The following is a 21,815-nucleotide window of genomic DNA, read 5'->3' as shown; positions in this document are numbered from 1 at the left end:
TTTTTAAGCGCATATCCCTTCTTTTTTATGAGTATTACTGAATTTATCCCTTTTACAGAATTAATAAAGTCCGCATAGTTGTCTATTTCAATTTTCGGTAAAATAAACTGTCCTTCATTATTGGTTATAATATTTTGCGGCTTAATGCATCAGATGAATCATAAGCAACTGAAGCATCAGCTAAAGGCATTTTATCATATACCAATCCGATAACCGGTTTTCTATAGATATAAGAATGGGTATTACATGACGAGAACAAACCAAGCAGAATTATAGAATGGAAAATCAGTTTCATTCAATTTAATTTTGCCTAGCCAAAATACTTTATAATTAACCAAATTCAGAAATAATAGGTTTAAATTATCAAATTATTGGAAGAGGCTCTTTTATTTCATTTTTGTTTATTGTTATGGAAACGAGTTATGAAATATCTCTGAACATGAAAACGTTTAAAGGCATCGAAACTTATGGTTGTTTTCACCTTGGTAATGATGAGGCTTTTGCCCGGAGGCTTTACGCTTCCCTGCTTGCAGACCATGAGGTCTCTGTTGATTCGGTAATTACTATGGATCTGGTAAAGCGGGAGGGTGGTGTGCCTTTCCCTCAGGGACTGCGGCATTGTAGTTATGAGCAGCTCTCAGCGAATGTACGGCTGATTACCAAAGAGGTCTTTAAACGTCTGAATTTAGAGATTTAGCTATGAATTTGATCTCGGAAAAATATTTTGACAGATAATTTTAACGTGAAATATAATTCTAATTATTTTTTTATATCGAAATAAAATTTTATATTTCAACTATTTTTGTATCTTTGGATACAATTAATATATAATACAATGCAACAAGGAACAGTAAAATTTTTCAATGAGACAAAAGGTTTTGGATTTATCGTGCCAGCTAATGGTGATAGCGAAATCTTTGTTCATTCTTCTGGTTTAATGGACAACATTCGTGAGAATGATTCAGTAAGCTATGACATCGAGCAAGGTAAAAAAGGCTTGAATGCAATTAATGTTAAAATCAGCTAATTAGATTTCCTTCATAATTGATTAATCACCTGCTTTTAGCGGGTGTTTTTTTTGGGCTGAATTTTCGTTTTCGGTCAATTTCTTCTACGGTGGCGGGTGGATTGTTCTTAAGGTATGCTGAAATTATGCCGGGGCGTTTTATTTATCCATGCATATTTTGGGGTAAAATGATGGTTTATGCAAAGCAAATGAACAGATCATCACGTATATAGAACTTGATGCTGAGGATATTAGACAAGCCCTGACCCAAGTAAAAAGAGAATTTCAGGTTGGAGATTGAACGGATTTATATGCTGAATGCGTACCATGGAAAGAAATTAAGTCAAATGTTGTATGAGCAAATGCTGGAAGTTACTTCCAGTCTTGGGAAATTATCGGTTTGGCTACGCTTTTGAGAAACGAATCCGCGGGCCATCGGCTTTTACGAGAAAAATGGTTTTGTGGCTTTTGATACACATACCTTAAAAATAGGAGTTGACGGGCAGACGGACATCATGATGAGGAAACATCTGGAGGTGGGGACTGCTTATGGGTTTAATGTGCGTCAATTGCCTGTCCGATCGCTTGGATTTCTTCCTGTTCCAGATTGCCTTCCAGTAAATGCCAGCAATCATCTGCACTTTGATGAAGGACGCCTAGTGTTACGTTGTCACGAGCAACACGGTAGTTCCTTTCATGATTTGGGTCAGAGGACGGATAGTACATGGTGATCGTGAATGTTAAGGGTTCAAGACCGGTATTGATCGCTACCGATACGTTAAATATTTCTTCTTCTTCCTGCATGACCTGTGATGGTTTATAAGTTAAACAACTGCCAGCTGAAATAGTTAGTCCAGATCGTACACTTTTTGAAAGCCGTTGTCTATTATCTGCCTTTGGTCACTGATGGAGGGTTTATGATTTCTGGGCACCATTATTGGAAGCTTATAGGAAAACCTATGATAGCAATTGACAATGTACAACCTTTAAGCCCTGAAAGTTTATTTGAGCTTTTAAAAACGGAATTTCCTGCTTACGTGAATGAGCAGCTTGGTAGCAACCTGGCTGTGGAATTTGCCCACGTGGCTGATATTGTGAATATTAGCTTCCCGGAAATTATTGACGGAAATGCGTACACGATTACAGTCGGTGACAATAACCTTGAGATTATAGACCATACTACAGATGGCACTTACAATACCGAGTTGCTGGAACAGCATCTCATGGAATTTTTGACCTTGAAGGCAGGTTAATCTAACTGCTTTTTTTTGGTTTATTCAGGCTGGACTTTACGGTCTTGCCTGGATTCGTTGGAAATCAGTCTTCCCGTTTGGTTAGTGTTCAATGCCTACCTTAATTTAAAAAGTGATAGGCTAGATTAGTCGTAGTTTCTTTTACAATCGACTTTGGGATTGGCGTAGATCGGATTGTTTCTGCTGCTTTACACTTTTCGTGGAAGATGGCTGACCACCAAATTGTTGGTCGCGATACCTTTTCGTATTAAAAATTTGTGTTGATTTAGGGTGATCATAGGTAAAAAGTCTGCAGTCAACCAGCCTTGATTTCCTTCGGAATACGCGACATTTTCCTCGAGACCACAGGCCTCCCCAAAGTGCTGGCCAGGCGCTGTTTAATGACTATACCTTTTCGTAGTGCAGGCCGATGACCCCTGAAGGCAAAGAATTTGTTTGTAAAAGCTTCAAATCAATTTTGTGGTTAATATTGTTAAATAATGGTATCCCGGTTCCAATCAATATTGGATTTAAAAATAACCAGAATTCATCAACCAGATTATGTGCTGCAAGTTCATGATAAGTAGAGGGGCTTCCTATCATTAGAATAGTACCTCCGGGTTGCCCTTTGATCTGCTTGATTTCCGATGCGACATCATTTCCGATAAACCGGGTATTAGCCGCATTGGTATCTTTCAATGAATTCGAGATTACCAATTTCTCAACCTTTTTGTACCATTGTGAGTGCTCAATGTCATGTTTTGATGCATTGGGCTGATCTGCTGCTGTTGGCCAGTAACTGTCCATCATTTGGTAAGTCTTTCTGCCATACAATGCAGCGTCTGCATTGTCGGTAAGTTTGCCAACCGTATCGAACATTTCCTCGCTTACACGGATCCAGTCCATCGCTCCGCTAGGTCCTGCAACAAACCCATCAAGGGAAACGTGCATCAGTAATATTATCTTTCTCATAGCGGTTTTATTATCGTGGTATCATAAAGGTAAAGTTATGTCATATCTACCAAGTCAGCTTGTGAAATTCGTGCTTTAGACTCAGCTCATCCCGATCACAAGGACTATAAAACAGATACCGCTTTATTGGCATCCCCCACGCCCCAAACAGATCCCGGTTTGCTACCCATAGTTATTTCCAGTTCGCCACCGTTCATGATGTCAGTGTGTTTAAAGTACGTTTTTGTAAAGTCAACACCATTAAGTTTCATGGCATTGATATACTTGTTCTTCGGACCGTTGTTTTTCACAGTTATGTGGAACTTTTTGTTTCCGTTTATCGTCAGTGTAGCTTCGCTAATCGTCGGACTTCCAAAAACGTACATGCCATTTGCCGGGTTTACCGGGAAAAAGCCTAAGGCCGATAAGACGTACCAGGCTGACATCTGACCAACATCTTCATTTCCAATAATGCCATCGACTTTATCCGTGTAGAAATTATCTAAAATGAACCGCACCTTTTCGGCTGTTTTCCAAGGCTTGCCCGAGTAGTCATATAAATAAGCCATGGAATGTCCCGGCTCGTTACCATGTGCATATTGGCCTATTAAACCAGATATATCCGCCGATTTGGATTCACCCATATCACCTTCTGCAGTGAACAATGAATCAAGCTTTTTATTGAACTTGTCTTGACCCCCCAATAGCTCAATTAAACCCTCCACATCATGTGGCACCATAAAGGTATATTGCCAACCGTTACCTTCGCTGAAATCACCGTGCTCATGTATAGAAATGAAAGGGCTGTAAGGAGTACGCCACTGATTTGCCGAAAGGCGGCCACGCATAAAACCTGTTTGCGGATCGTAATAATTTTTATAGTTTTCAGCTCGTTTGCTAAAATAGGTATAATCATCCTGTTTGCCCATCTTTTTCGCTACTTGTGCGACACACCAGTCATCGATAGCGTATTCCAGTCCCTTTGAAACTGATTCAGCAACACTGTCGGCCGGAATATATCCGAGGCTTTTTACAAACTTGAGGCCCCGGGAATCGTTCATAGCGGTGGCTTTCAAGGCTTCGTAAGCGAGCTTGGTGTCGAAACCCTTGTAACCTTTTAGCAATGCATCGGCAACAACGGGCAGTGCGCTGTTTCCAGGCATTGTGTTGGTTTCATTGGCCATGAGATGCCAAACAGGCAGGGTCCCCTGCTGCTGATAAATCGCCAGCATTGAATTGATCATGTCATGGACATGATTAGGCTGGATAATGGTAAACAGCGGATTGTTTGCCCTGTAGGTATCCCACAACGAAAATGTAGTCACGTTATTAAAACGAGTATTTTTATGAACCTTTTTGTCCGTTCCCCAATATTCTCCATTGACATCATTGAAAATGGAAGGAGCGATCATGGTGTGGTAAAATGCCGTATAAAATTTCTTCATTTGTGTTAATGAATCCGTTTTGATGTCAATCTTAGCCAGTTGTTTGTTCCAGGCTTGATCAGCATCCTGAATCACCTTATTAAAGTCCCACTTGGGGATCTCGGCTTTAATATTCAACAGGGCATTAGCGGTACTGACAGGAGAGATACCCACTTTAACATATACGATTTCTTCGTTGACAGTTTGAAAGCTCAACACACCTTTCACTTTTTTACCTTTAAGTTCGTTACCCAACTTCTGTGTAGAATCATCGTAGACAGTAAAGGACTTGATCGGTTTTGAAAAGACTGCAGTAAAATAAATCCGCTGGGATTCAGCCCAGCCGTTAGAGAAACGATAGCCCTCAATGGTGTGCTGATCAACTTGCTTGATATAAGTTTCTGAAGATTCGTCCCAGCCGATCCCTTCTTTCAAATCGATGACCACGTGCGCTTCTTTCGATGCCGGAAAAGTGTATTTGTGCATTCCTACCCGGGTACTAGCCGTCAGTTCTACACCAATGTCATACCGTTTGAGCTTAACTTTATAATAACCAGGCTTTACAATCTCATCCTCATGGCTAAAAAGGGAGGTGTAACCGTTTTTAAGATTTTCGATCGTACCTTTGACCACTTTAATTGCGCCTGTGGTGGGCATAAAGGATATGTCGCCCAAGTCGCCGATACCCGTACCACTCAGGTGGGTGTGCTGAAAGCCGATGATGGTGGAATCGGATATGTGGTAACCAGAGGACCAGTCCCAGCCCTCAGACAGATTGGTCGGCCCCAATTGTACGGCCCCAAACGGTACACTGGCACCCACAAAGACATGTCCGTGAAAACCAGTGCCTATATATGGATCAACGTATTTTGTGAAATTTGCAGCTGCCGGCTTCTTGGTCTGGCCAAATAGATTTAATGTGAAAATTGCGAGCATCCCAGCTAAACAAATTTGATTTTTCATAGGTTAGAGATTGTCTTTTATTCAGTTAGTTTTCATTACGGTAAAGCAAATATAGTCTCCGCTAGTGGCAGTCCAATCGAAACGCTATCATTAAAGAGATAACGTCTTCTTTCAGAATTAAAGATAAAGAAAATTAACACTAAACCGGGTGCTGAGTTTAAGTACTCCAATGCCGGTTATTCGCTGCTGGGACAGGTAATGGTAAACGTATCTGAGCTAAAGGTAAGTGCCCAACCATCAAAAAACCTAAGCCACATCAAGAGAAACAAGAGGACTTATATGCTCAGCTGATGGAGAGTTTAAATGGGAGAAAAGAGCATAATAGAAAAGTTGAGAAAAGTATAACAGCGGGTGCATTAGATTTGATACCGGTGTCGCCGATGAGGATTAACATCTGAATTGAAATAATGTAATTATCTTTGCCTGACGATGAGAAACCAGCACATTCGAGATACTTTCGGAAACATAGATATCTATTTATTTGACCAGATGCTTAAAGGCACCTATGACGAATGTGAGATGATTTTAGATGCTGGTTGCGGAACAGGTAGAAACATCTTTTATGCCTTAAGTACAGGTGCAGTGGTTTTTGGTGTCGATCGGAACCCGGATGCGATCGCGCAGCTAAGAAGTATTACTGGCTCATTTCCGCAGGTCAACCCGGATGAACACTTTTTGGTGGCATCGGTAGAAGAGCTACCCTTCGAAAGTGAAACCTTTGATCTGGTCATCAGCAGCGCCGTATTACATTTTGCAGAAAACCAGGGTCAGTTTGATCGTATGCTCAGGTCAATGTGGAGGGTGCTTAAACCCGGCGGGTATTTTTTCTGTCGGCTGGCCTCAGAAATTGGCATCGAATCATTGGTCAGGTTCATCGGTAATGGGAGGTATATTCTTCCCGACGGATCGGAACGCTTCCTGGTCAATCAGCAGATGCTGCTTAGATTGACCAGCCAAATTGGTGGGGAGCTTCACGAACCCATAAAAACTACCAATGTTCAGAACCTGAGAAGTATGACTACCTGGTGTGTGCGTAAAGCCAGGTCCACTGATTAGTGATCAGTACAGCAAGTTTAGGGTGGGTTTTTTACCTTCGATGCCGCTGCTTTGATGTTATCTTGTGAAAATTTCTTTGTTCCAGGTTTGGGGGAGTATAGATTTGGTGAGGTAAATCAGTCTGTTGTTCTTAAAGATGATTTCGCTGTATGGTGCACGGTGATCGGTTTCTTCGGGCATGATGAGTTTCCCGTTCTTTAAGAATGCTTTATAAATGTCGCCGCTTTCCGGCTTTTGGATTCTGTCTGTCCAGTCGGTAATCATTGCATAACCCTGTCGGAATGATATTTTCAGGCGTCTGGTATTTTTTTTATTTTCCCAAAGCCCTTCAAATTGCTTTTGTGTCCGTTTTTCTATAGTCGGATCTTGTGCCTGGGAATGTAAAGCTGCCAGTAAAAAAATAGTGTTAGGAGCGTTCTGACGATTCCTGCCATATTATTTCTGTTGGTTGATCTTAATAAATGGTTATAAAAGTCAGGCAAACTTTGAAGATACTAAAAAATGTGCTTGGTGAGGTTATTCGCCACAATAGTAAATGTATCAGGAAAAAATATAACATGCCGGTTCCAAAAGGCGAACAGCAAAATTTTAAAAAGTATACTTAACCAATTTAAAAGTAGGATTGAAGCGTGCCGCTTTGAAGGGGTGCCATCCGTCAGCTAAAATTTGCTTTTTTATCTCAAATCAGACAAGCTGATTACAATAAAATGCGATCAGGGATGAAAATCCGGGAAAATATCCCCATATTAAATTTCCGAATTTAACTTAAATAAGATGATGAGAAAGATCTGGATTGGCCTGTTATCTCTGCTGATGGCTGTTGGCGGTGCAAAAGCGCAGTTTATCGCAAACCCTTTGCCCATTCCTTTTGGAGATCCTTATGTAATGTATGACCAGGGGAAATACTATATGTACGGCACCGGAGGCGACGTAAAAAACGGATTTGGCGCCTATTCATCGAGTAATTTAAAAGAATGGAAATTTGAAGGACAGGTTTATCATCACGATAATCCCAATGGCTGGGGCATACATTCCTTTTGGGCGCCTGAGGTGTACAAGAAAGGTGGTAAGTATTATATGTTATATAGCGCCCAGTGGAAGCAAAATCCCAATCAGGAAAAAGAAAATTTCAAGATCGGAGTAGCCGTTTCAGATAAACCGACCGGCCCTTTTATCGACCTGAATGACCGCCCCATCTTTGATCCGGGGTACCCGATTATCGATGCCAATTTGCTGGTTGAAAATGGTAAAATCTATTTATACTATTCCAGATGCTGCTATAAGCACCCGGTGGCTAGTGAGGTCGCGCAGTGGGCGAAAAAAAGGGGATGGTATAATGAGGTGGAAGAAAGCTGGGTGTATGGGGTAGAGCTGAAAACGGATTTTTCGGGCACCATAGGGGCGCCTGTGCTGCTGCTGCGTCCACCAGTTAAAATGGGCAGCATCAAAGAGGAGTGGGAAAGCCGTTCGGTAACTGCAAAGGAAGTAAACCGAAGATGGACCGAAGGCTCTTACATCTTTAAAAAAGATAAAATTTATTACATGATGTACTCGGCAAATAACTTTGACGGGCAGAATTATGCCATAGGTTATGCTACCTCAAAAAGTCCTTTAGGGCCATTTAAAAAGGCGGATAACAATCCTGTTTTACAGAGAAGTGGAAAGGTAAGCGGAACCGGGCACAACAGCATAACCTATACGCCTGACGGCAAGCAGATGCTTTGCGTGTATCATGGGCGTACTGAGGCCACAGGACATCAAAGACTGGTATTCATTGACAAAATGGAGGTTGCCAAAGATGGTAGGTTAATGGTGCATGGACCGACTTTGAAAGATTAGCCGTTAAAACTCGGGGTCAGCACATTTGTTTGGGTTTGATCGCTAATTTCGCAGGGATTTAGTAAATTAGGTATAGTCAATTCATGTTTATATTATGGATACGCACAATTTTAAATTCATTAAAAGATCAAAGGCTAAACCCACTCATCTAGTAGCCTATCAGCCCTTTGACGGATATGAGGCTTATTATCAACCTAAAAAGAATCGACATCTGTTTACCATTTATGACCCTGTCAAAGAACTCTATCATACCTTCGAACACAATGGGACATCTACCAGATTCAGAGATATTGTTAAGGATTTAATGTATATAGTAAGAAATGTAATCAGGCAACCGGAAAGGTACAGGTAAACCTGTTTCAATTCGTAATTTTGTAATTTAAGGCAATCCATGAAAATTAATTAAATCTTCCTGGAGTTACGCTGACTGGTTTTGGAATGATTCCGTTGTTGCTGTCTTTATTAAAAGCTGAAAAAATATTCTGTAAAAGCCGGATTGACACTTCCAGCCGCTTCCCTGGCCTAATGTCATTTATGTTGTGTAGCCAAATTAGGCTTCCCGTGTAGCACTTGTATAATTTAGGCATTTGATTGCCTGGGACTGTAACCAATCGTAAATAGTTTTAAAGTAACAGACTTCACAACCAGATATTGAAAAATCATAAGTAACGCTTATGTACGATGAAGGTTGTTGCCAGAAGCTTTTGATTGGCACAAGATAAAAGATACTCCGAGTCCATTGCGTATACCTGTTCAACCATTTCTGGTCTGTTGGCATGTGGGATAATTTCAAATGCTGATTCGTCCAAGTACTCATACATGTCTGCATTAATGGTAATGATAGCCACATAGTGATAGCCTGTTCTTTTCCATTCCTGGTAAATATCTATGTCAAATTCGTAATAACCATTCCTGAGCTCGTTCATGCCTGTAAAGTAAGTTTTTATTTGTCAAATTACATGGTAATTAACGATCTTCTTTGTACACGTGATTTTGCGAAGAATGACCAATGTTGTTCCGGGCCTGCAACAAATTTCAGGATTTCCGAACTTATGTCAGGATAAACTATTATTGCTTTAATTTTTTTATTATGATCCCATTCCTCTGCGAGATCAATAGTAAGATGACAATAATGGTGATTCCCAACAAAGGCGCATGTGGGCGGGTAATTTATATAGAAATATTGCTTTATGACATTAGACTTTCACCATTCGATAGGTTTGTTAAAATAAAAGAGGATAAACGAAATTAAATCGTTTATCTTATTGATATTTTACAATGGATATTCAAGCAGCGTTAAGCGCACTATCTAACCAGCGCTGACTCATCAGCTCCTGGTAGGTCTTTTGAAAGACTATAAACGACCAAATGATAAGATATTGTTTTTTTAAGCAGACGGTCTGATCGAACCGGCCAAAAAAGACTTTATACTGCAGGTAGGTACCTAGGTTCTGGACGACCTGAAAGCGCACTGCTCGCCAACCACATACTTGGACCAAGCTACCTTTCAATGGAAAATGCGTTCGCCCATAACGGGCTAATTCCAGAGAAGGTTTTTGTGGTCACTTCAATCACTACAAAAACATCGAGGAAATTTCGAACCAAAAGTGGACTGTGATACCTATACTAAAAGGCAGGAGTAACCGACCTAACAAACTTTCTATTAAGGACTGGTTTAATTTTTTAAATTATGCAGGTTTTTTAAACTATACTTTATGAAAATAACAGAAGAATTCGCGCTGGAATTTGCGCAGGAATGGATCAGTGCTTTTAACGCGCATGACCTGGAAAGGGTGTTAAGTCATTACTCAGCGGATTTTGTCATTAAATCTCCGGTGGCAGCCCGTCTGTTGGATCTGCAGGATGGTGTCGTTTCGGGAAAGGAAGCTGTCAGGGCTTACTGGATCCGTGCACTGGAGAAAATGCCAGACCTGCATTTTGAGCTACTGGATGTTTTAGTCGGTACCGATGGACTGACTTTATACTACCTGAATACTGGTTCAGGTAAAAAAACAGCAGAGGTGATGACTTTTAACGGGCAGGGGTTGGTATGCCAGGTTGCTGCATATTACGGGTAATTTTTTGTTTTGGTGCAGAATCCTGCTCAAATTTTATCCCTGAGGTAATTCAAGAATTATCGCTTTTGGGATCAGATTCTTTTTTGACTGTTTCCATGTCCTGGTGCTCGAAGGTGAGATTGACAGATCGCTCTGCTTTCGGACGTGTTTGGTGAAGGGTGTTCCTGGGTATGGTAAAAAGCTGACCGGGATAGAGTTCAATTATCTGGTCTTCCAGTTCTATAACCAATATTCCTTCTACCCCAAGGAAACTTTCATCCGAATTAGGATGAAAGTGCCAGTAATAGGGCTGGGTCATGATGCTTAGCCGCACCACATGGTCGTTTACCAGACTGATTGGCAGGTTGCTGTAATCTTCGGTTATCGTTTGGCCGAGTTGGGCGGGGTTGAGCAGTGTCAGGGATTTCATAAGTATATCTTTTTCTAATTAACGATGGTTATTCAGGTAGCGGGTACGTATGATCTCCAGGTGATGAAGTTCATGGCCTGCAATATGGTAGGCCAGGGCGCTGATGGTGACTGGGATTCCATAAAGTAATCCGGTATAGGTTAAACTTTTCTCGGGCATGCTTTGGAGTAGGCTTATGGTGGCTTTTCTCTGGCTGGCGAATTCGTCCAGCAGGTCTTTGATGTTTCTGCTGTCGGCGCCGGATGTCTTTACATAGACTTCTGCGTCGAATCCTTCCATCGGAGTCTGATCATTTCTTGCGGTGCGTAGGATCCGGTAGCTGTATATGCGTTCCATATCGGTCATGTGCAGCAGGGTTTCCTTGATGCTGTATTTGCCGGGTGCATAGCGGAAAAGAAGCTGCGCTTCGGTTAAATATTGTAGCTGGGCAAAGGTTTTTTTGATGTTTTCTTGCAGATGATGGAACAGATCGTGATCGGGTATGAGTCTGGCTAGGGGCGGTTCCTCTTTGAGTAGCTGCTGGTCAGTAGGAGGGGGAATGATTTTCATAGTATTTTTTCTTGTTATTTTCGGCTTTTCACGCATTTGATATAAGCCCTTTGGGTCTGGTGTTCACTCGGATAGGGATAACGCACGAGCGCATCTTTGATTTCAAATCCGGCATCTTTCAGGCTTTGGATGACCTGGTCCGGGTCAAACATATAGAAGTCGATGTCTACTTTTTCATCGAACCATTCGTCCAGGTGAATGAACTTATCCCCGCAATGGAAGGACAGGAGAAATTGAGCCTTTGGTTTGAGGATTTTATGGACTTGTGTGAATACCTGTGGCAGCTGATCCGGATAGAAATGGACGATGGCATAAAACGCGATGGCGGATCCGTAGGTGTTTTCGGGTAGAGTGAGGGTCAGCAGGTCTCCGGTTTGGAAGTCGATGTCCGGGTGCAGTTTTTTGGCCTGGCTGATCATTTCCGGGCTGAGGTCTAGCCCGGTAATTTCGGTTTGCCCGGCGTCTTTTAGAAACCTGGTGGTTTGTCCCGGCCCACATCCCAGATCGATCAGGGTGCCTTTTCTTTTGTTGTCTTTGGCAAAGGCTTCCAGCAGTAATCTGTCCAGTGGCTTTTCTTGCAACTCATCTTTGAACTGAACGGCATATTTTTTGGCAACCTTATCGTAGATGGCTGCTATGGAGGTTTTCGGTTTGGCCATGGTCATTTTTTCTTTTTGCCTATCTTAAATATAAACCTTCTAATGGGATGCTTTGTTTTTTCGAGAGTGTTCATTTAAAAACGAGATTTATGCATATCATTTTAGGAGGTACCGGAAATATCGGATCTGTTTTGGCTGCCAGGCTGTTGGAACGGGGAGAAAAAGTGACGATTGTTTCTCATGATGAGAAAAAGAAAAAAGAATGGGAGGATAAAGGAGCGCAGGTGGCGGTGGTCAATGTGCTGGAGGTGGATAAATTGCGGAAGGTGTTTGATACCGGGGAACGTTTGTTTTTATTGAACCCGCCTGCTGATCCTTCTACCGACACGGTTAAAGAGGAGGAGAAAACTGTAACGGCGATCCTTGCTGCTTTGCAGGGGTCTAAAATTCAGAAGGTGGTCGCGGAATCTACGTATGGGGCCCAGCCGGGTAAAGGGATTGGAGATCTGGGGGTTTTATATGAGATGGAGCAGTCATTAAGTAGGATCGGTATTCCTGCGAGCGTGATGCATGGGGCTTATTATATGAGCAATTGGATTTTTTCGACGGATCAGGCTCGGGAAACGGGAAAGTTATATAGTTTTTACCCGGCGGATTTTAAATTGCCGATGGTGTCGCCTGCAGACATTGGGGAGTTTGGAGCTGGTCTGATGTTGGAACCTTTGGAAAAAACGGATAGTTATTACATTGAGGGGCCCGAAGCATATTCACCTGGTGATGTGGCCGAGGCTTTTGCTGAAGCATTGCGTAAACCGGTGGAGGTTGCGGTTGTTCCTGAGGCAGAGTGGGTATCGTATTTGCAAAAGGGTGGTTTTTCTTTGGAAGCAGCGGAGTCTATGGCGACGATGACCAAGCTGACGCTGGAACAGGATTATAAGATGCCTGTCAGCCCGGTAAAGGGAAAGACCACGCTGAAGGAGTTTATCAAAGGGGTTGTGAATGGTAGTTAGCTGGTACTTGATGATGTAAAGATACGGATTTGCAAAATAGTACTCATTATTTTGCAAAGTGCACACACCTGCATAAAAATCACGAAAATATTTGCAGAATATTGGTTAGTAATTCTCTGTTGCTTTTGTTCTCACCTAATAAAAATCTGAAATGATGGCATCAATAGAATTAATTACTGAATGCCGATCATCTCTTGTTGAGAGGTTTTCTGTTTGGATATTTGCTGCTCTTCTTTTGCTTTAATCTTCTTATCAATTAATTTACCGTATAGGCTGTTCTTTGGACCATCAGACAGCTTGTGGTAGGATGATTTTATGAGCTCATAAGTGAATTAAGTGTTCATTAAAGCTTGCTGGTGATTAAAGCCGTAGGGTCCTCTAACATATAGACGAGAATCATGATCAATGTTAGTTCCTGCAAAAATAATACAAAGGAACCACTGAGATAATAAGCTTGTATCGATTTAAAACACAGTTATTTACAAAAAAAGAAATTGCTTGTCTGTTATCTTTTTCACCACCAAAATTGGGGAAGAAATACACACCTTATTTATTGTTTTGTGAAATAGGCATGAAAATACTGGTTGCCATATAAAGGCACAATTTGCTCCGGCCTACCTTTAAAAAACTCATCCCACGCCAGTTTAACTCCAGGGTTGGCATCATGCCCCGGGCCGTTGATTTTGGGGTCGTTATAGTCCATCAGTACGCATATCGATCCTGGCGACATTTTAGGGTAAATCTGACCGAGGCAGAATAACATAATTTCCTTATGCTGCAGCTTATCGCCGCCATGGCCGCAATCAATATGTGCAAAAGCTATCTTTTCGGGTAGTTGGTCTGGTAAAGTCTGTTCAAAATAACCCTTGTGCAGTTCAGGTAGTCTGAGTTTAGCCTGGCTAAAACCTTCCTTCAAAACATCTTCTACATTTCTTTTCTCCGCAAACTTAATTTCAAAGGAGTCATAAAGGTGGAGCTTTTTATCAGAATGGTTCTGTTCAATAACTTTCCCAAAAAGCAGCGCGCACTGTCCGGAAAAACACCCCAATTCCACCACATCACCCGCTATACCATTCTGTATTACCGTATTCAGTAGATGATAGTAATTGATTCGCTGTTCAATTGTATTCATGTCTACAGTGGTATCTATAGGGCTAATCACCAGGCCAAGCTTTAGCTTCCTGAAAGCCTTGTTCAAAACCTTCACAAGTTTTAAAAGCGATGGGTTAGGTCTTACTTTGGTATAAGGTGGTTGGATAATAAAATAGTTGTCCATAAATTCAGTTGTTTGATCAGTCCGGATTTTAAATTACAGAATATTTTTATTTTATGGGACCAATAAGCATAATTTTAAACTCTAACTCCCTATAAGTTCATTCTTTTCTCTGAAAAAGTTACCTATGTGAAGATCGATACTATTTCGATGTACATTCAAATTGATACATTAACGAATACATTATCCTGGAAGCTAAAAGACAGTTGCTTGCCACATCTAGTCAGGTCAGCCAGATAGCCTGTTACCTGGGTTATGAAGATATTTCCTATTTTATCAGATTTTTCAAAAAGCATACCGGCACTTCGCCCGAGGCATTCTGAAAAAAAAATCAAATAAGTCCTATTCAACTTCATTTTTGTCCTATCCCGCAGGCTACAATCGAAATTACCTTTGATAAGTATTCAAAAAAGTAATTTGTATGAAAACAAAAATGAAACTAATTGCAGCGTTAAAGAGATGGGTTGTGGTCTATCCGTCAATCACGTTGCCTCTATATTTATTGGGGGAAAGCCCCCTGGTATTGCCTTTGACCCCCACACATGTTGTAGAGGGCAACACGATAACCTGTAACCAAGAAAGCGGTTGAAACAACTTCAACCGCTTTCTCTTTTCTCAATAGGTGACTATTTACTCACTATTGGTGTGGCATAGCTGTCATATTCTTTTATGATAAAACCTGTTTTTTTCAGGCCTGGCAGAAATTGATTTGCCTGTCCTACAATAACTACTCTGGAATTATCATGGTTGAAGTACTTTTTACTTACACGCAAAATATCCGCTGCAGTAACTGCATTGAGTTTTTGCAGGTATGTACGGTAGAAATCTTTTGGAAGTTTGTTGATCAGAATGTTGCTGGCAAAACCTGCACTTCGCGCTGGATTTTCAAGCCCCAGGGCAAAAGAACCGTTGTATAAGTTTTTCGCATTCTGAAGGATTTCCGGGCTGACTCTTTCGTTACGCATGATTGTGATCTCTTTTAAAAATTCGACTACAGCACTATCCACTTTTTCATTTCTTACTGAAGCTGTAGCACTGAAAGTTGATTGTCCTCTTCCTGAGCCGGTTCTCGAATAGGCTCCGTATGTAAAGCCGTGTTTTTCTCTCAGATTTCTAAAAAGCTTTGCATCAGCTCCACCCCCTAGAATCTGATTGGCAAGCAATACTGCGTGATAATCCGGACTGCTCATTGGAAGCTCAATAAGATTGGTTACCGTGAGCTCAGACTGAACTGCGTTAGGTACATCCACAACATCTACTTCTGTTTTAGCAGGGTTACTAACTTTATCCAAAACAGGGAAGGTCAGAACAGATCCTCTCCAGTCTCCAAATGCTTTTAAGGCCAATGCTTTTGCAGCTTCCGGTTTAATGTCGCCGACAAAAGTCAGGTAACCTCTTGAAGGAGTTACATATTTTTTATAAGCAACTTTAATATCCTCCAGCGTGATGGTTTGAATGCTTTGCGCTGTTTCAAACTCTCCAAAGGGGTGCTTCAAACCAAATGATATTGCATTAACTACTCGGCCTGAAATTGCAGTAGTGCTTCGTTCGGTGGATTTTAAATTGGTAAGGCTTTGTGATTTTAGCTTGTCAAATGAACCTTCAGGAAAAGCAGGATTCCTCAGGGCATCTGCCATTAACAGAAAGGCATTACTGAAATAGCGGGTTAGGGCAGAGACTTGACCGCCACCTGAGGTAAGCGCTACTTCTGCGCCCATTTGGTCTACAGCTTCATCAAACTGTGCCTTCGTTTTTGTAACTGTTCCTTCATTCAACATGCCGCCCAGTAATCCGATAACTCCGGCTTTTGAACCTTCAGTAATGGGGCCGGCATCAATACTGTAACTTGCTGAAACCTTTGGTAATTTATGATTTTCTACGACCAGAACGGTGATGCCGTTTGACAGCTTATAAATTACAGGATCGGCGAAAGTGATAGCTGGTGCAGGCCCTGGTTTCGGCTTTTGACTTCTATCTAATTTTTGTGCCATAGCTGCTTGAGTAAACAGGACTGAAACGGCGAATATGAATATCTTCTTCATGTTATTTCTTTGGTAAATAGTAAAGTACTACACGCTGATCTTTAGTTAAATATTTCCGGGCAACATCCCTGATCTCTTCTTTGGTGATTGATTTCACCTGAGCCAGCTGCTCATTCAGGTCATTCGTATTTTTATGAAGGGTATATCCGTTGGCAAGGCTTTCTGCAACCCCGATCATTTTACTATTGGCACTGACATACCCATTCTCAAATTGATTTTGGAGTTTTGTGTATTCTGATTCTGTGATCAGATCTGACTGTAATCGGGTAACCTCTGCGTCAATATCAGTTAAAAGGCCATTTAAAGGAGTATTGTTGTTGGGTAGGGCAAGCGTAATGTACGCACCATAATCTTCCAGTGTGTAGTTGAAGGCTGCCACCTCCAGGGCCGTTTTTTTCTGATCGACCATTTTTGTGCTTAACCTTGAACTTCCTCCACCAGATAAAATTGTGCTGACCATTTCGAGGACTTTGTTCTCGCGGCTCTTCATTCCGGGAATACGGTAAGCCGCAAATATCGCGGGAATTTGAATATTCGCATCATAAACCGTATCTACGATTTGTTTAGCGATTGGTTTGAGTTCGAAAGTGCCTTTGATCACCGGAACTCCTATAGGCACTTCGTTAAAATATTTGGCAATCAGTATTTTGGTGTTTTCAATGTCCAGGTCTCCAGCGATGGTCAACACCGCATTGTTAGGGGCATAATATTTTTTGAAAAAGGCAATAAACTCATCTAGTTTTGCTGCATCCAGATGCGCCATTGATCCTATTGGTTGCCAGCTATAAGGATGGCCATCAAACAAATGACTGAAGATGTTTTCCGCAAATTTCCCATAAGGTTTGTTGTCCATACGCATACGCTTTTCTTCTTTAACTACTTCGCGCTGGGTTTTAACACCTGCATCGTCAATTTTAGGATGGAGCATACGCTCGCTTTCCAGCCATAAACCCAGTTCCAGCTGATTAGAAGGAAATACTTCGTAATAAAATGTTCTGTCCTGACTGGTGTTTGCATTGTTCTGGCCACCGTTGCTGCTAACGATCTTCATAAAATCTCCACGTTTCATGTTTTCACTGCCTTCAAATAGTAAGTGCTCGAAAAAATGTGCAAAACCTGTTCTTTGAGGATCCTCGTCTTTAGAACCTACATGATACATGACCGATACAGCCACTACCGGGGCAGTCTTATCCTGATGAAGGATTACATGCAGGCCATTTGCCAGGTCGTATTCGGTAAATTTTACCTGTTGTGCACTGGCGCAAAGGAAAAGTCCTGAAAGCGACAACGTTATTAGAAACTTATATCTCATATTTTTATCTTTTTTGTAAGTAAACCAGGTCGGCATCCACCGATCCTGGTTAATTATTAACTCCTATTTTGTTTTTTATAAGTAGACTTGTTTATTTATTCTTAAGTGCTGTCAATCCGCTTTTAAGATAGGTTGCATAGGCCTTGGTATCAAAATTGGCCCCCTGTGTTTCCACCAAAGGAACCAGGTCATGGCCTGCCAGAACATATAAAGGCTGGGCGTTTGAACCATATTTAGTGGCCTGGAAATCCAGGTTCCAATAGCCAAGGTCCTCAGTTTTGCGTTTTAAAATTTTAGAGTAGTGGATTTTGTTTGCAGGCATCTTAATGTTACGGTCGTCGGCATAGAGTTGGATCAGTACATATTCCTCATTGATCAGCCTACTGACCTCCTTGTCCACCCACACCAGGTCCTCCATTCTCCGGCAGTTCACGCAGGTATGCCCGGTAAAGTCAAGCAGCACAGGTTTACCCACCTTCTTTGCATACGCCAGACCTTCCTCCAGGTCAAAGAAAGGATGAAAACCCAATGGGGCCTTTAATGATTCACTATGCTTCACCTTTGCTGGAAAATTGACTGATGTTGTAACCGGAACAATTCCATTGCTGCTCAGGATAAAATCCTGGGTGTTCATTGGTGGTGCAAGGCCGCTTAATACGCTGACAGGTGCCCCCCATAAGCCGGACACCATATATAAGGCAAATGAAAAGGACAGGATGGCGAAAAATAAACGTGGTACAGATACATAGGGCACATCGCTGTCATGTGAAAACTTGATCTTGCCCAGCAGATAAATCCCCATGAGCATAAAGATGACGATCCACAGTACCAGGAAAACTTCCCGATCAAACCACTCCCAGTGCCAGGCCAGGTCGGCTGAGGAGAGGAACTTTAAGGCCAGGGCCAGTTCCAGGAAACCCAGACATACTTTTATACTGTTTAGCCATCCGCCAGATTTGGGCATACTATTCAAAACACCGGGAAATATAGCCGATAAGGTAAATGGTAAGGCCAAAGCCAGGGCGAACCCAAACATCCCTATAGCTGGAGCCAGTAGTTCGCCTTTGGAACTGGCCTGTACCAGCAAGGTGCCAATAATAGGTCCTGTACAGGAGAAGGAAACCAATGCTAAGGAGGCTGCCATGAAGAAAATACCGCCAAGACCTTTACTGTTGTCGGCCTTGTTGTCTATTTTGTTTACAAATGAACTGGGTAGGGTAATTTCAAATGCCCCAAAAAAAGAGATCGCAAACACCACTAGCAGAAGGAAGAATAAAAAGTTGAACAACCCGCTGGCACTTAATGCATTTAGTCCCGCAGAACCAAATATAACAGTGATCAGTAAGCCCAGTCCTACATAAATGACAATGATGGACAGTCCGTAGATCAGGGCCTGACCGATACCTTTACTTTTGCTTCCTGCTCTTTTGGTGAAATAGCTGATGGTAAGTGGTACCATTGGAAAAATGCATGGCATCAGGAAGGCTAGAAAACCTCCTGCCAATCCTGCAATGAACGTTTCCCACAATGTTTTCTCTTTTTCTGCCTTACTGGTTTTGACCTGGGTGCTGGTTGCTGTTATTTTTTTTACAGTATCAGCCGTCCCTGCCTGAACAGTAGTCAATGTATCGGTCTTAAGTGTAGTGTCGGGTACAATCTCGGTAAATTCAACATTAGCCATTGAAGTATCCGATTCTTGTGAAAAAATAGGATAAAGGGACGCCATAATAAATAGCACCGTCATCATAAGCGTTTTGATGACGGTTGGGTAGTACATCGGTTTCATTTCGACTAGCTTACAGGAATCGAAAATTCAACAGTTTCGGGTGGCAAACACTGCTGGTCATCACAAACCATAAATTCGAGGGTGCCTTTAACTAGCGCTTTAGCTCCTGTCAATTTTATCTTTTGTTGAAAAATGACAGATTTTTCAAAATAACTGACATTCATTTCAAAAGACTTTTCAAATTTGGTAATTGCTTTGGGCTCAACGGTTTTTCCACTTAGTTTGTAAGTTTTTGAAGGTACAAAGCTAAAGCTTGTTTTCACAGGTCCGCCATCTGCCATATTTTGGGAGTAGATATGCCAGCGGTCTTCTATAGTGGCTTTGAGGTAGAGGATGGCTTCTGTTTTAGAAGTTTTCTTGGCTGCATAGCTCCATTTCACGGGCTTGAGAATTTGGCTGCTGGCCGAAAAGCTTAAAAAAAGCGCCAGGGCAAATACAAATAGATTTTTCATGTTTATGTGTTTTTTGGTTGGTTGATTGTTTTAGTGTTAGCTGAGTCGGCAGATGGGGTCGTAACCTGTAAAGATGGTATCTGTTGAGATATAGAAGTCCCTGATAGGTTCTTCTTTAACCAGGTCAGTACTCAGGTACTTTTTATTGCTGTCGCAAAGTAGGGTGACCACTACTGCTGCTGCTCCCAGTTCCTGTTTTAGTTTAATTGCCCCGATTACATTCGCCCCCGAGGAAATGCCTACCGCGAGTCCCAGTTCTTTCGCGAGTTTCTGAGCCATGATGATGGCATCACCGTCATTAGCCTGGATGACTTTGTCCAGTTTGTCCAGTTTAACGATCTGCGGAATGAATTCATCAGAAATCCCCTGGATTCTGTGGCTCCCTACTTTATAGCCTGTGGTCAGTGTTGGACTTTCGGCGGGTTCCAGTGGATGGATTTTGATGCTGGGATGATAGTTTTTTAGCCTTTTACCTACACCCATCACAGTTCCACCTGTACCCACACCTGCTACGAATGCATCCGGCACCAGATTTCTGGTTTGCAGTTGTTCCCATATTTCCTGTCCCGTGGTTTTTTCATGGGCCTGCTCATTGTACTTGTTCTCAAATTGCTGAGGGAGGAAAACGTTACCCTCGGCAGCCAGCTGTTCACAAAGTTTAATACTGCCTACAAATCCGCCTTCTTCCTTACTGATCAGGACTACCTCTGCCCCAAGGCTTTTGATGATGTCTGTTCTTTCCTTACTTAGCCAGTTGGGCATAATGATCTTCACCGGGTGGCCAAGGGCCTTACCGATAGCGGCAAAGGCAATCCCTGTATTTCCACTGGTAGCTTCAATAATGGTGTCTCCGGGTTTTATTGCACAATGATTATACGCCTCATAAATGATGTTCAGCGCCATTCTGTCTTTGATACTTCCGGTAAGATTGTAATGTTCGCATTTCACATAGATCTTGCTGGGAATTCCCTTATAAGTATAATGGATTTCCAACATAGGGGTGTTGCCCACCAAATGCCAGAGGTGGTCGAATTTATTTACCAGGGTGGTGCTTAAACAGGTTTGTTCTTTGGTTTCAGCCAGCATAACTTTTATTGAAGTGATTGCCAAAACTCTATATACTCCTTTTAATGCACAATAGATACGATCATTTTCAGTTTTTTTACTTGTAAAATCAATATATTTATGTTTTTTTGCTAGTTTTGGTTACCGTAAATATTCTTTTGGCGTTTTTTTTACACCTGAACTGATTTATTGATATGCAATTAGACACAATTGACCTTGAACTGTTAAAAATCCTTCAGCATGATGCCACCCTTACCAACAAGGAACTGGCGGTTCGGCTGCACAGGTCTGTGGCGGCTATTCAGGAACGAAGAAGGAAACTGATTGACCAGGGGTATATAAAAAGTACCGTTGCAATTCTGGACCGAAACAAAATAGACAGGGGGTTGATTACTTTTCCCCATGTCCATATGAGTAGCCATACTGCAGAGATTCTGATTCAATTTGAACAGGAAGTTTCTAAATTTGATGAAGTGATGGAATGCTTTCAAATGTCTGGTGATAGTGATTTTATTCTGAAGGTAGCCACCCGTGATTTGGATGAGTATTCGGATTTTCTCCGGGATAAACTGGCAAAATTAGCTAATGTATCCAGAGTTAACAGTTCTTTTGTGCTAAGAGTGGTTAAAAATGTTACCGCATATCCGATTTAATAAAAATATCCATAGTTAAGCGGCAAAAAAAAACCTTTTTTTACTAAAATGCTTTCTGATTTGTGATGCTAAAGACGCTTTAGCTGATAAGAATTAAAACTTGTGACCAACTTTAT

At 41.7% G+C, this 21,815-nt stretch carries 25 protein-coding genes; 10 read left to right on the top strand and 15 right to left on the bottom strand.

Features of this window, described 5'->3' with window-relative positions; all coding sequences use genetic code 11:
- Nucleotides 1-124: 124 nt before the first annotated feature.
- Nucleotides 125-295, bottom strand: a complete 171-nt coding sequence (locus AC1DDK_RS09545; RefSeq protein ID WP_337714941.1) for a hypothetical protein — start codon at nt 293-295, stop codon at nt 125-127.
- Nucleotides 296-439: 144 nt separating this feature from the next.
- Here AC1DDK_RS09545 and AC1DDK_RS09540 point away from each other — a divergent pair, with 144 nt between their 5' ends.
- Nucleotides 440-697 (top strand): hypothetical protein, encoded by a 258-nt coding sequence (locus tag AC1DDK_RS09540; protein ID WP_337714938.1) that lies wholly within the window; start codon nt 440-442, stop codon nt 695-697.
- A 138-nt stretch (nt 698-835) separates the two neighbouring features.
- On the top strand, nt 836-1,027 hold the full coding sequence (locus AC1DDK_RS09535) for a cold-shock protein (RefSeq protein WP_048905418.1): 192 nt from the start codon (nt 836-838) through the stop codon (nt 1,025-1,027).
- Nucleotides 1,028-1,561: 534 nt separating this feature from the next.
- On the opposite strand, the gene AC1DDK_RS09530 is transcribed toward AC1DDK_RS09535, so the two are convergent.
- Nucleotides 1,562-1,810 carry a hypothetical protein gene (locus AC1DDK_RS09530; RefSeq protein ID WP_337714937.1) on the bottom strand — a complete coding sequence of 83 codons (249 nt, stop codon included), beginning with the start codon at nt 1,808-1,810 and terminating at the stop codon, nt 1,562-1,564.
- A gap of 155 nt (nt 1,811-1,965) precedes the next feature.
- Here AC1DDK_RS09530 and AC1DDK_RS09525 point away from each other — a divergent pair, with 155 nt between their 5' ends.
- Entirely contained in the window at nt 1,966-2,259 is a 294-nt protein-coding gene (locus tag AC1DDK_RS09525) for a hypothetical protein (protein ID WP_172663408.1), read from the top strand.
- 384 nt (nt 2,260-2,643) lie between these two features.
- Here AC1DDK_RS09525 and AC1DDK_RS09520 read toward each other — a convergent pair whose 3' ends face one another.
- On the bottom strand, nt 2,644-3,210 hold the full coding sequence (locus AC1DDK_RS09520; RefSeq protein ID WP_337714935.1) for a dihydrofolate reductase family protein: 567 nt from the start codon (nt 3,208-3,210) through the stop codon (nt 2,644-2,646).
- Between the two features lie 104 nt (nt 3,211-3,314).
- Complete coding sequence (locus tag AC1DDK_RS09515) at nt 3,315-5,576, bottom strand: GH92 family glycosyl hydrolase (RefSeq protein ID WP_337714933.1); 2,262 nt, start codon at nt 5,574-5,576, stop codon at nt 3,315-3,317.
- A gap of 429 nt (nt 5,577-6,005) precedes the next feature.
- On the opposite strand from AC1DDK_RS09515, the gene AC1DDK_RS09510 reads away from it, so the two are divergent.
- A complete protein-coding gene (locus tag AC1DDK_RS09510) occupies nt 6,006-6,632 on the top strand; it encodes a class I SAM-dependent methyltransferase (RefSeq protein ID WP_337714931.1) in 627 nt (208 codons plus the stop codon).
- A 57-nt stretch (nt 6,633-6,689) separates the two neighbouring features.
- Here AC1DDK_RS09510 and AC1DDK_RS09505 read toward each other — a convergent pair whose 3' ends face one another.
- Nucleotides 6,690-6,896: a hypothetical protein gene (locus AC1DDK_RS09505; RefSeq protein ID WP_337714929.1), complete on the bottom strand. Its 207-nt coding sequence runs from the start codon at nt 6,894-6,896 to the stop codon at nt 6,690-6,692.
- A 510-nt stretch (nt 6,897-7,406) separates the two neighbouring features.
- Between AC1DDK_RS09505 and AC1DDK_RS09500 the strand changes: the two genes are divergently transcribed.
- Together AC1DDK_RS09500 and AC1DDK_RS09495 are read left to right on the top strand one after the other, a co-directional pair.
- Nucleotides 7,407-8,471, top strand: a complete 1,065-nt coding sequence (locus AC1DDK_RS09500; protein ID WP_288880045.1) for a glycoside hydrolase family 43 protein — start codon at nt 7,407-7,409, stop codon at nt 8,469-8,471.
- A gap of 94 nt (nt 8,472-8,565) precedes the next feature.
- Complete coding sequence (locus AC1DDK_RS09495) at nt 8,566-8,823, top strand: hypothetical protein (protein WP_172663403.1); 258 nt, start codon at nt 8,566-8,568, stop codon at nt 8,821-8,823.
- Nucleotides 8,824-9,130: 307 nt separating this feature from the next.
- Here AC1DDK_RS09495 and AC1DDK_RS09490 read toward each other — a convergent pair whose 3' ends face one another.
- Nucleotides 9,131-9,397 carry a hypothetical protein gene (locus tag AC1DDK_RS09490; RefSeq protein WP_172663402.1) on the bottom strand — a complete coding sequence of 89 codons (267 nt, stop codon included), beginning with the start codon at nt 9,395-9,397 and terminating at the stop codon, nt 9,131-9,133.
- Between the two features lie 789 nt (nt 9,398-10,186).
- On the opposite strand from AC1DDK_RS09490, the gene AC1DDK_RS09485 reads away from it, so the two are divergent.
- On the top strand, nt 10,187-10,549 hold the full coding sequence (locus AC1DDK_RS09485; protein WP_172663401.1) for a nuclear transport factor 2 family protein: 363 nt from the start codon (nt 10,187-10,189) through the stop codon (nt 10,547-10,549).
- 49 nt (nt 10,550-10,598) lie between these two features.
- Here AC1DDK_RS09485 and AC1DDK_RS09480 read toward each other — a convergent pair whose 3' ends face one another.
- From AC1DDK_RS09480 to AC1DDK_RS09470, 3 genes are read right to left on the bottom strand one after another with little or no spacing between them, the layout of a single operon-like run.
- Nucleotides 10,599-10,958 carry a cupin domain-containing protein gene (locus AC1DDK_RS09480; protein WP_172663400.1) on the bottom strand — a complete coding sequence of 120 codons (360 nt, stop codon included), beginning with the start codon at nt 10,956-10,958 and terminating at the stop codon, nt 10,599-10,601.
- A gap of 18 nt (nt 10,959-10,976) precedes the next feature.
- Entirely contained in the window at nt 10,977-11,507 is a 531-nt protein-coding gene (locus tag AC1DDK_RS09475) for a DinB family protein (RefSeq protein ID WP_288880036.1), read from the bottom strand.
- Nucleotides 11,508-11,521: 14 nt separating this feature from the next.
- Entirely contained in the window at nt 11,522-12,166 is a 645-nt protein-coding gene (locus AC1DDK_RS09470; RefSeq protein WP_288880033.1) for a class I SAM-dependent DNA methyltransferase, read from the bottom strand.
- Nucleotides 12,167-12,255: 89 nt separating this feature from the next.
- On the opposite strand from AC1DDK_RS09470, the gene AC1DDK_RS09465 reads away from it, so the two are divergent.
- Nucleotides 12,256-13,116 carry an NmrA family NAD(P)-binding protein gene (locus tag AC1DDK_RS09465; RefSeq protein ID WP_337714927.1) on the top strand — a complete coding sequence of 287 codons (861 nt, stop codon included), beginning with the start codon at nt 12,256-12,258 and terminating at the stop codon, nt 13,114-13,116.
- Between the two features lie 550 nt (nt 13,117-13,666).
- Here AC1DDK_RS09465 and AC1DDK_RS09460 read toward each other — a convergent pair.
- Nucleotides 13,667-14,392, bottom strand: coding sequence for a TylF/MycF/NovP-related O-methyltransferase (locus tag AC1DDK_RS09460; protein WP_172663396.1), 726 nt, complete (start codon nt 14,390-14,392; stop codon nt 13,667-13,669).
- A 167-nt stretch (nt 14,393-14,559) separates the two neighbouring features.
- Between AC1DDK_RS09460 and AC1DDK_RS09455 the strand changes: the two genes are divergently transcribed.
- Nucleotides 14,560-14,712 carry a helix-turn-helix domain-containing protein gene (locus AC1DDK_RS09455; protein ID WP_172663926.1) on the top strand — a complete coding sequence of 51 codons (153 nt, stop codon included), beginning with the start codon at nt 14,560-14,562 and terminating at the stop codon, nt 14,710-14,712.
- Nucleotides 14,713-15,015: 303 nt separating this feature from the next.
- Here the strand turns inward: AC1DDK_RS09455 and AC1DDK_RS09450 are convergent, their stop codons facing one another.
- From AC1DDK_RS09450 to AC1DDK_RS09430, 5 genes are all read right to left on the bottom strand, one after another.
- On the bottom strand, nt 15,016-16,431 hold the full coding sequence (locus AC1DDK_RS09450; RefSeq protein WP_337714925.1) for a M16 family metallopeptidase: 1,416 nt from the start codon (nt 16,429-16,431) through the stop codon (nt 15,016-15,018).
- Nucleotide 16,432: 1 nt separating this feature from the next.
- Nucleotides 16,433-17,743 carry a M16 family metallopeptidase gene (locus AC1DDK_RS09445; protein ID WP_172663394.1) on the bottom strand — a complete coding sequence of 437 codons (1,311 nt, stop codon included), beginning with the start codon at nt 17,741-17,743 and terminating at the stop codon, nt 16,433-16,435.
- 91 nt (nt 17,744-17,834) lie between these two features.
- Nucleotides 17,835-19,520: a protein-disulfide reductase DsbD family protein gene (locus AC1DDK_RS09440; protein ID WP_430709541.1), complete on the bottom strand. Its 1,686-nt coding sequence runs from the start codon at nt 19,518-19,520 to the stop codon at nt 17,835-17,837.
- Between the two features lie 14 nt (nt 19,521-19,534).
- Nucleotides 19,535-19,981: a protein-disulfide reductase DsbD domain-containing protein gene (locus AC1DDK_RS09435; protein ID WP_172663392.1), complete on the bottom strand. Its 447-nt coding sequence runs from the start codon at nt 19,979-19,981 to the stop codon at nt 19,535-19,537.
- 36 nt (nt 19,982-20,017) lie between these two features.
- The gene (locus AC1DDK_RS09430) at nt 20,018-21,067 is read right to left on the bottom strand and encodes a PLP-dependent cysteine synthase family protein (protein ID WP_288880017.1); all 1,050 of its coding nucleotides are present in this window, start codon (nt 21,065-21,067) and stop codon (nt 20,018-20,020) included.
- Nucleotides 21,068-21,240: 173 nt separating this feature from the next.
- Between AC1DDK_RS09430 and AC1DDK_RS09425 the strand changes: the two genes are divergently transcribed.
- A complete protein-coding gene (locus AC1DDK_RS09425) occupies nt 21,241-21,699 on the top strand; it encodes an Lrp/AsnC family transcriptional regulator (protein WP_172663390.1) in 459 nt (152 codons plus the stop codon).
- Nucleotides 21,700-21,815 lie beyond the last annotated feature (116 nt).

The organism is Pedobacter sp. 05T44 (assembly GCF_056395985.1).
The sequence above is the reverse complement of the archived record's forward strand: the minus strand, read 5'-3'. Positions and strand labels throughout refer to the sequence as shown.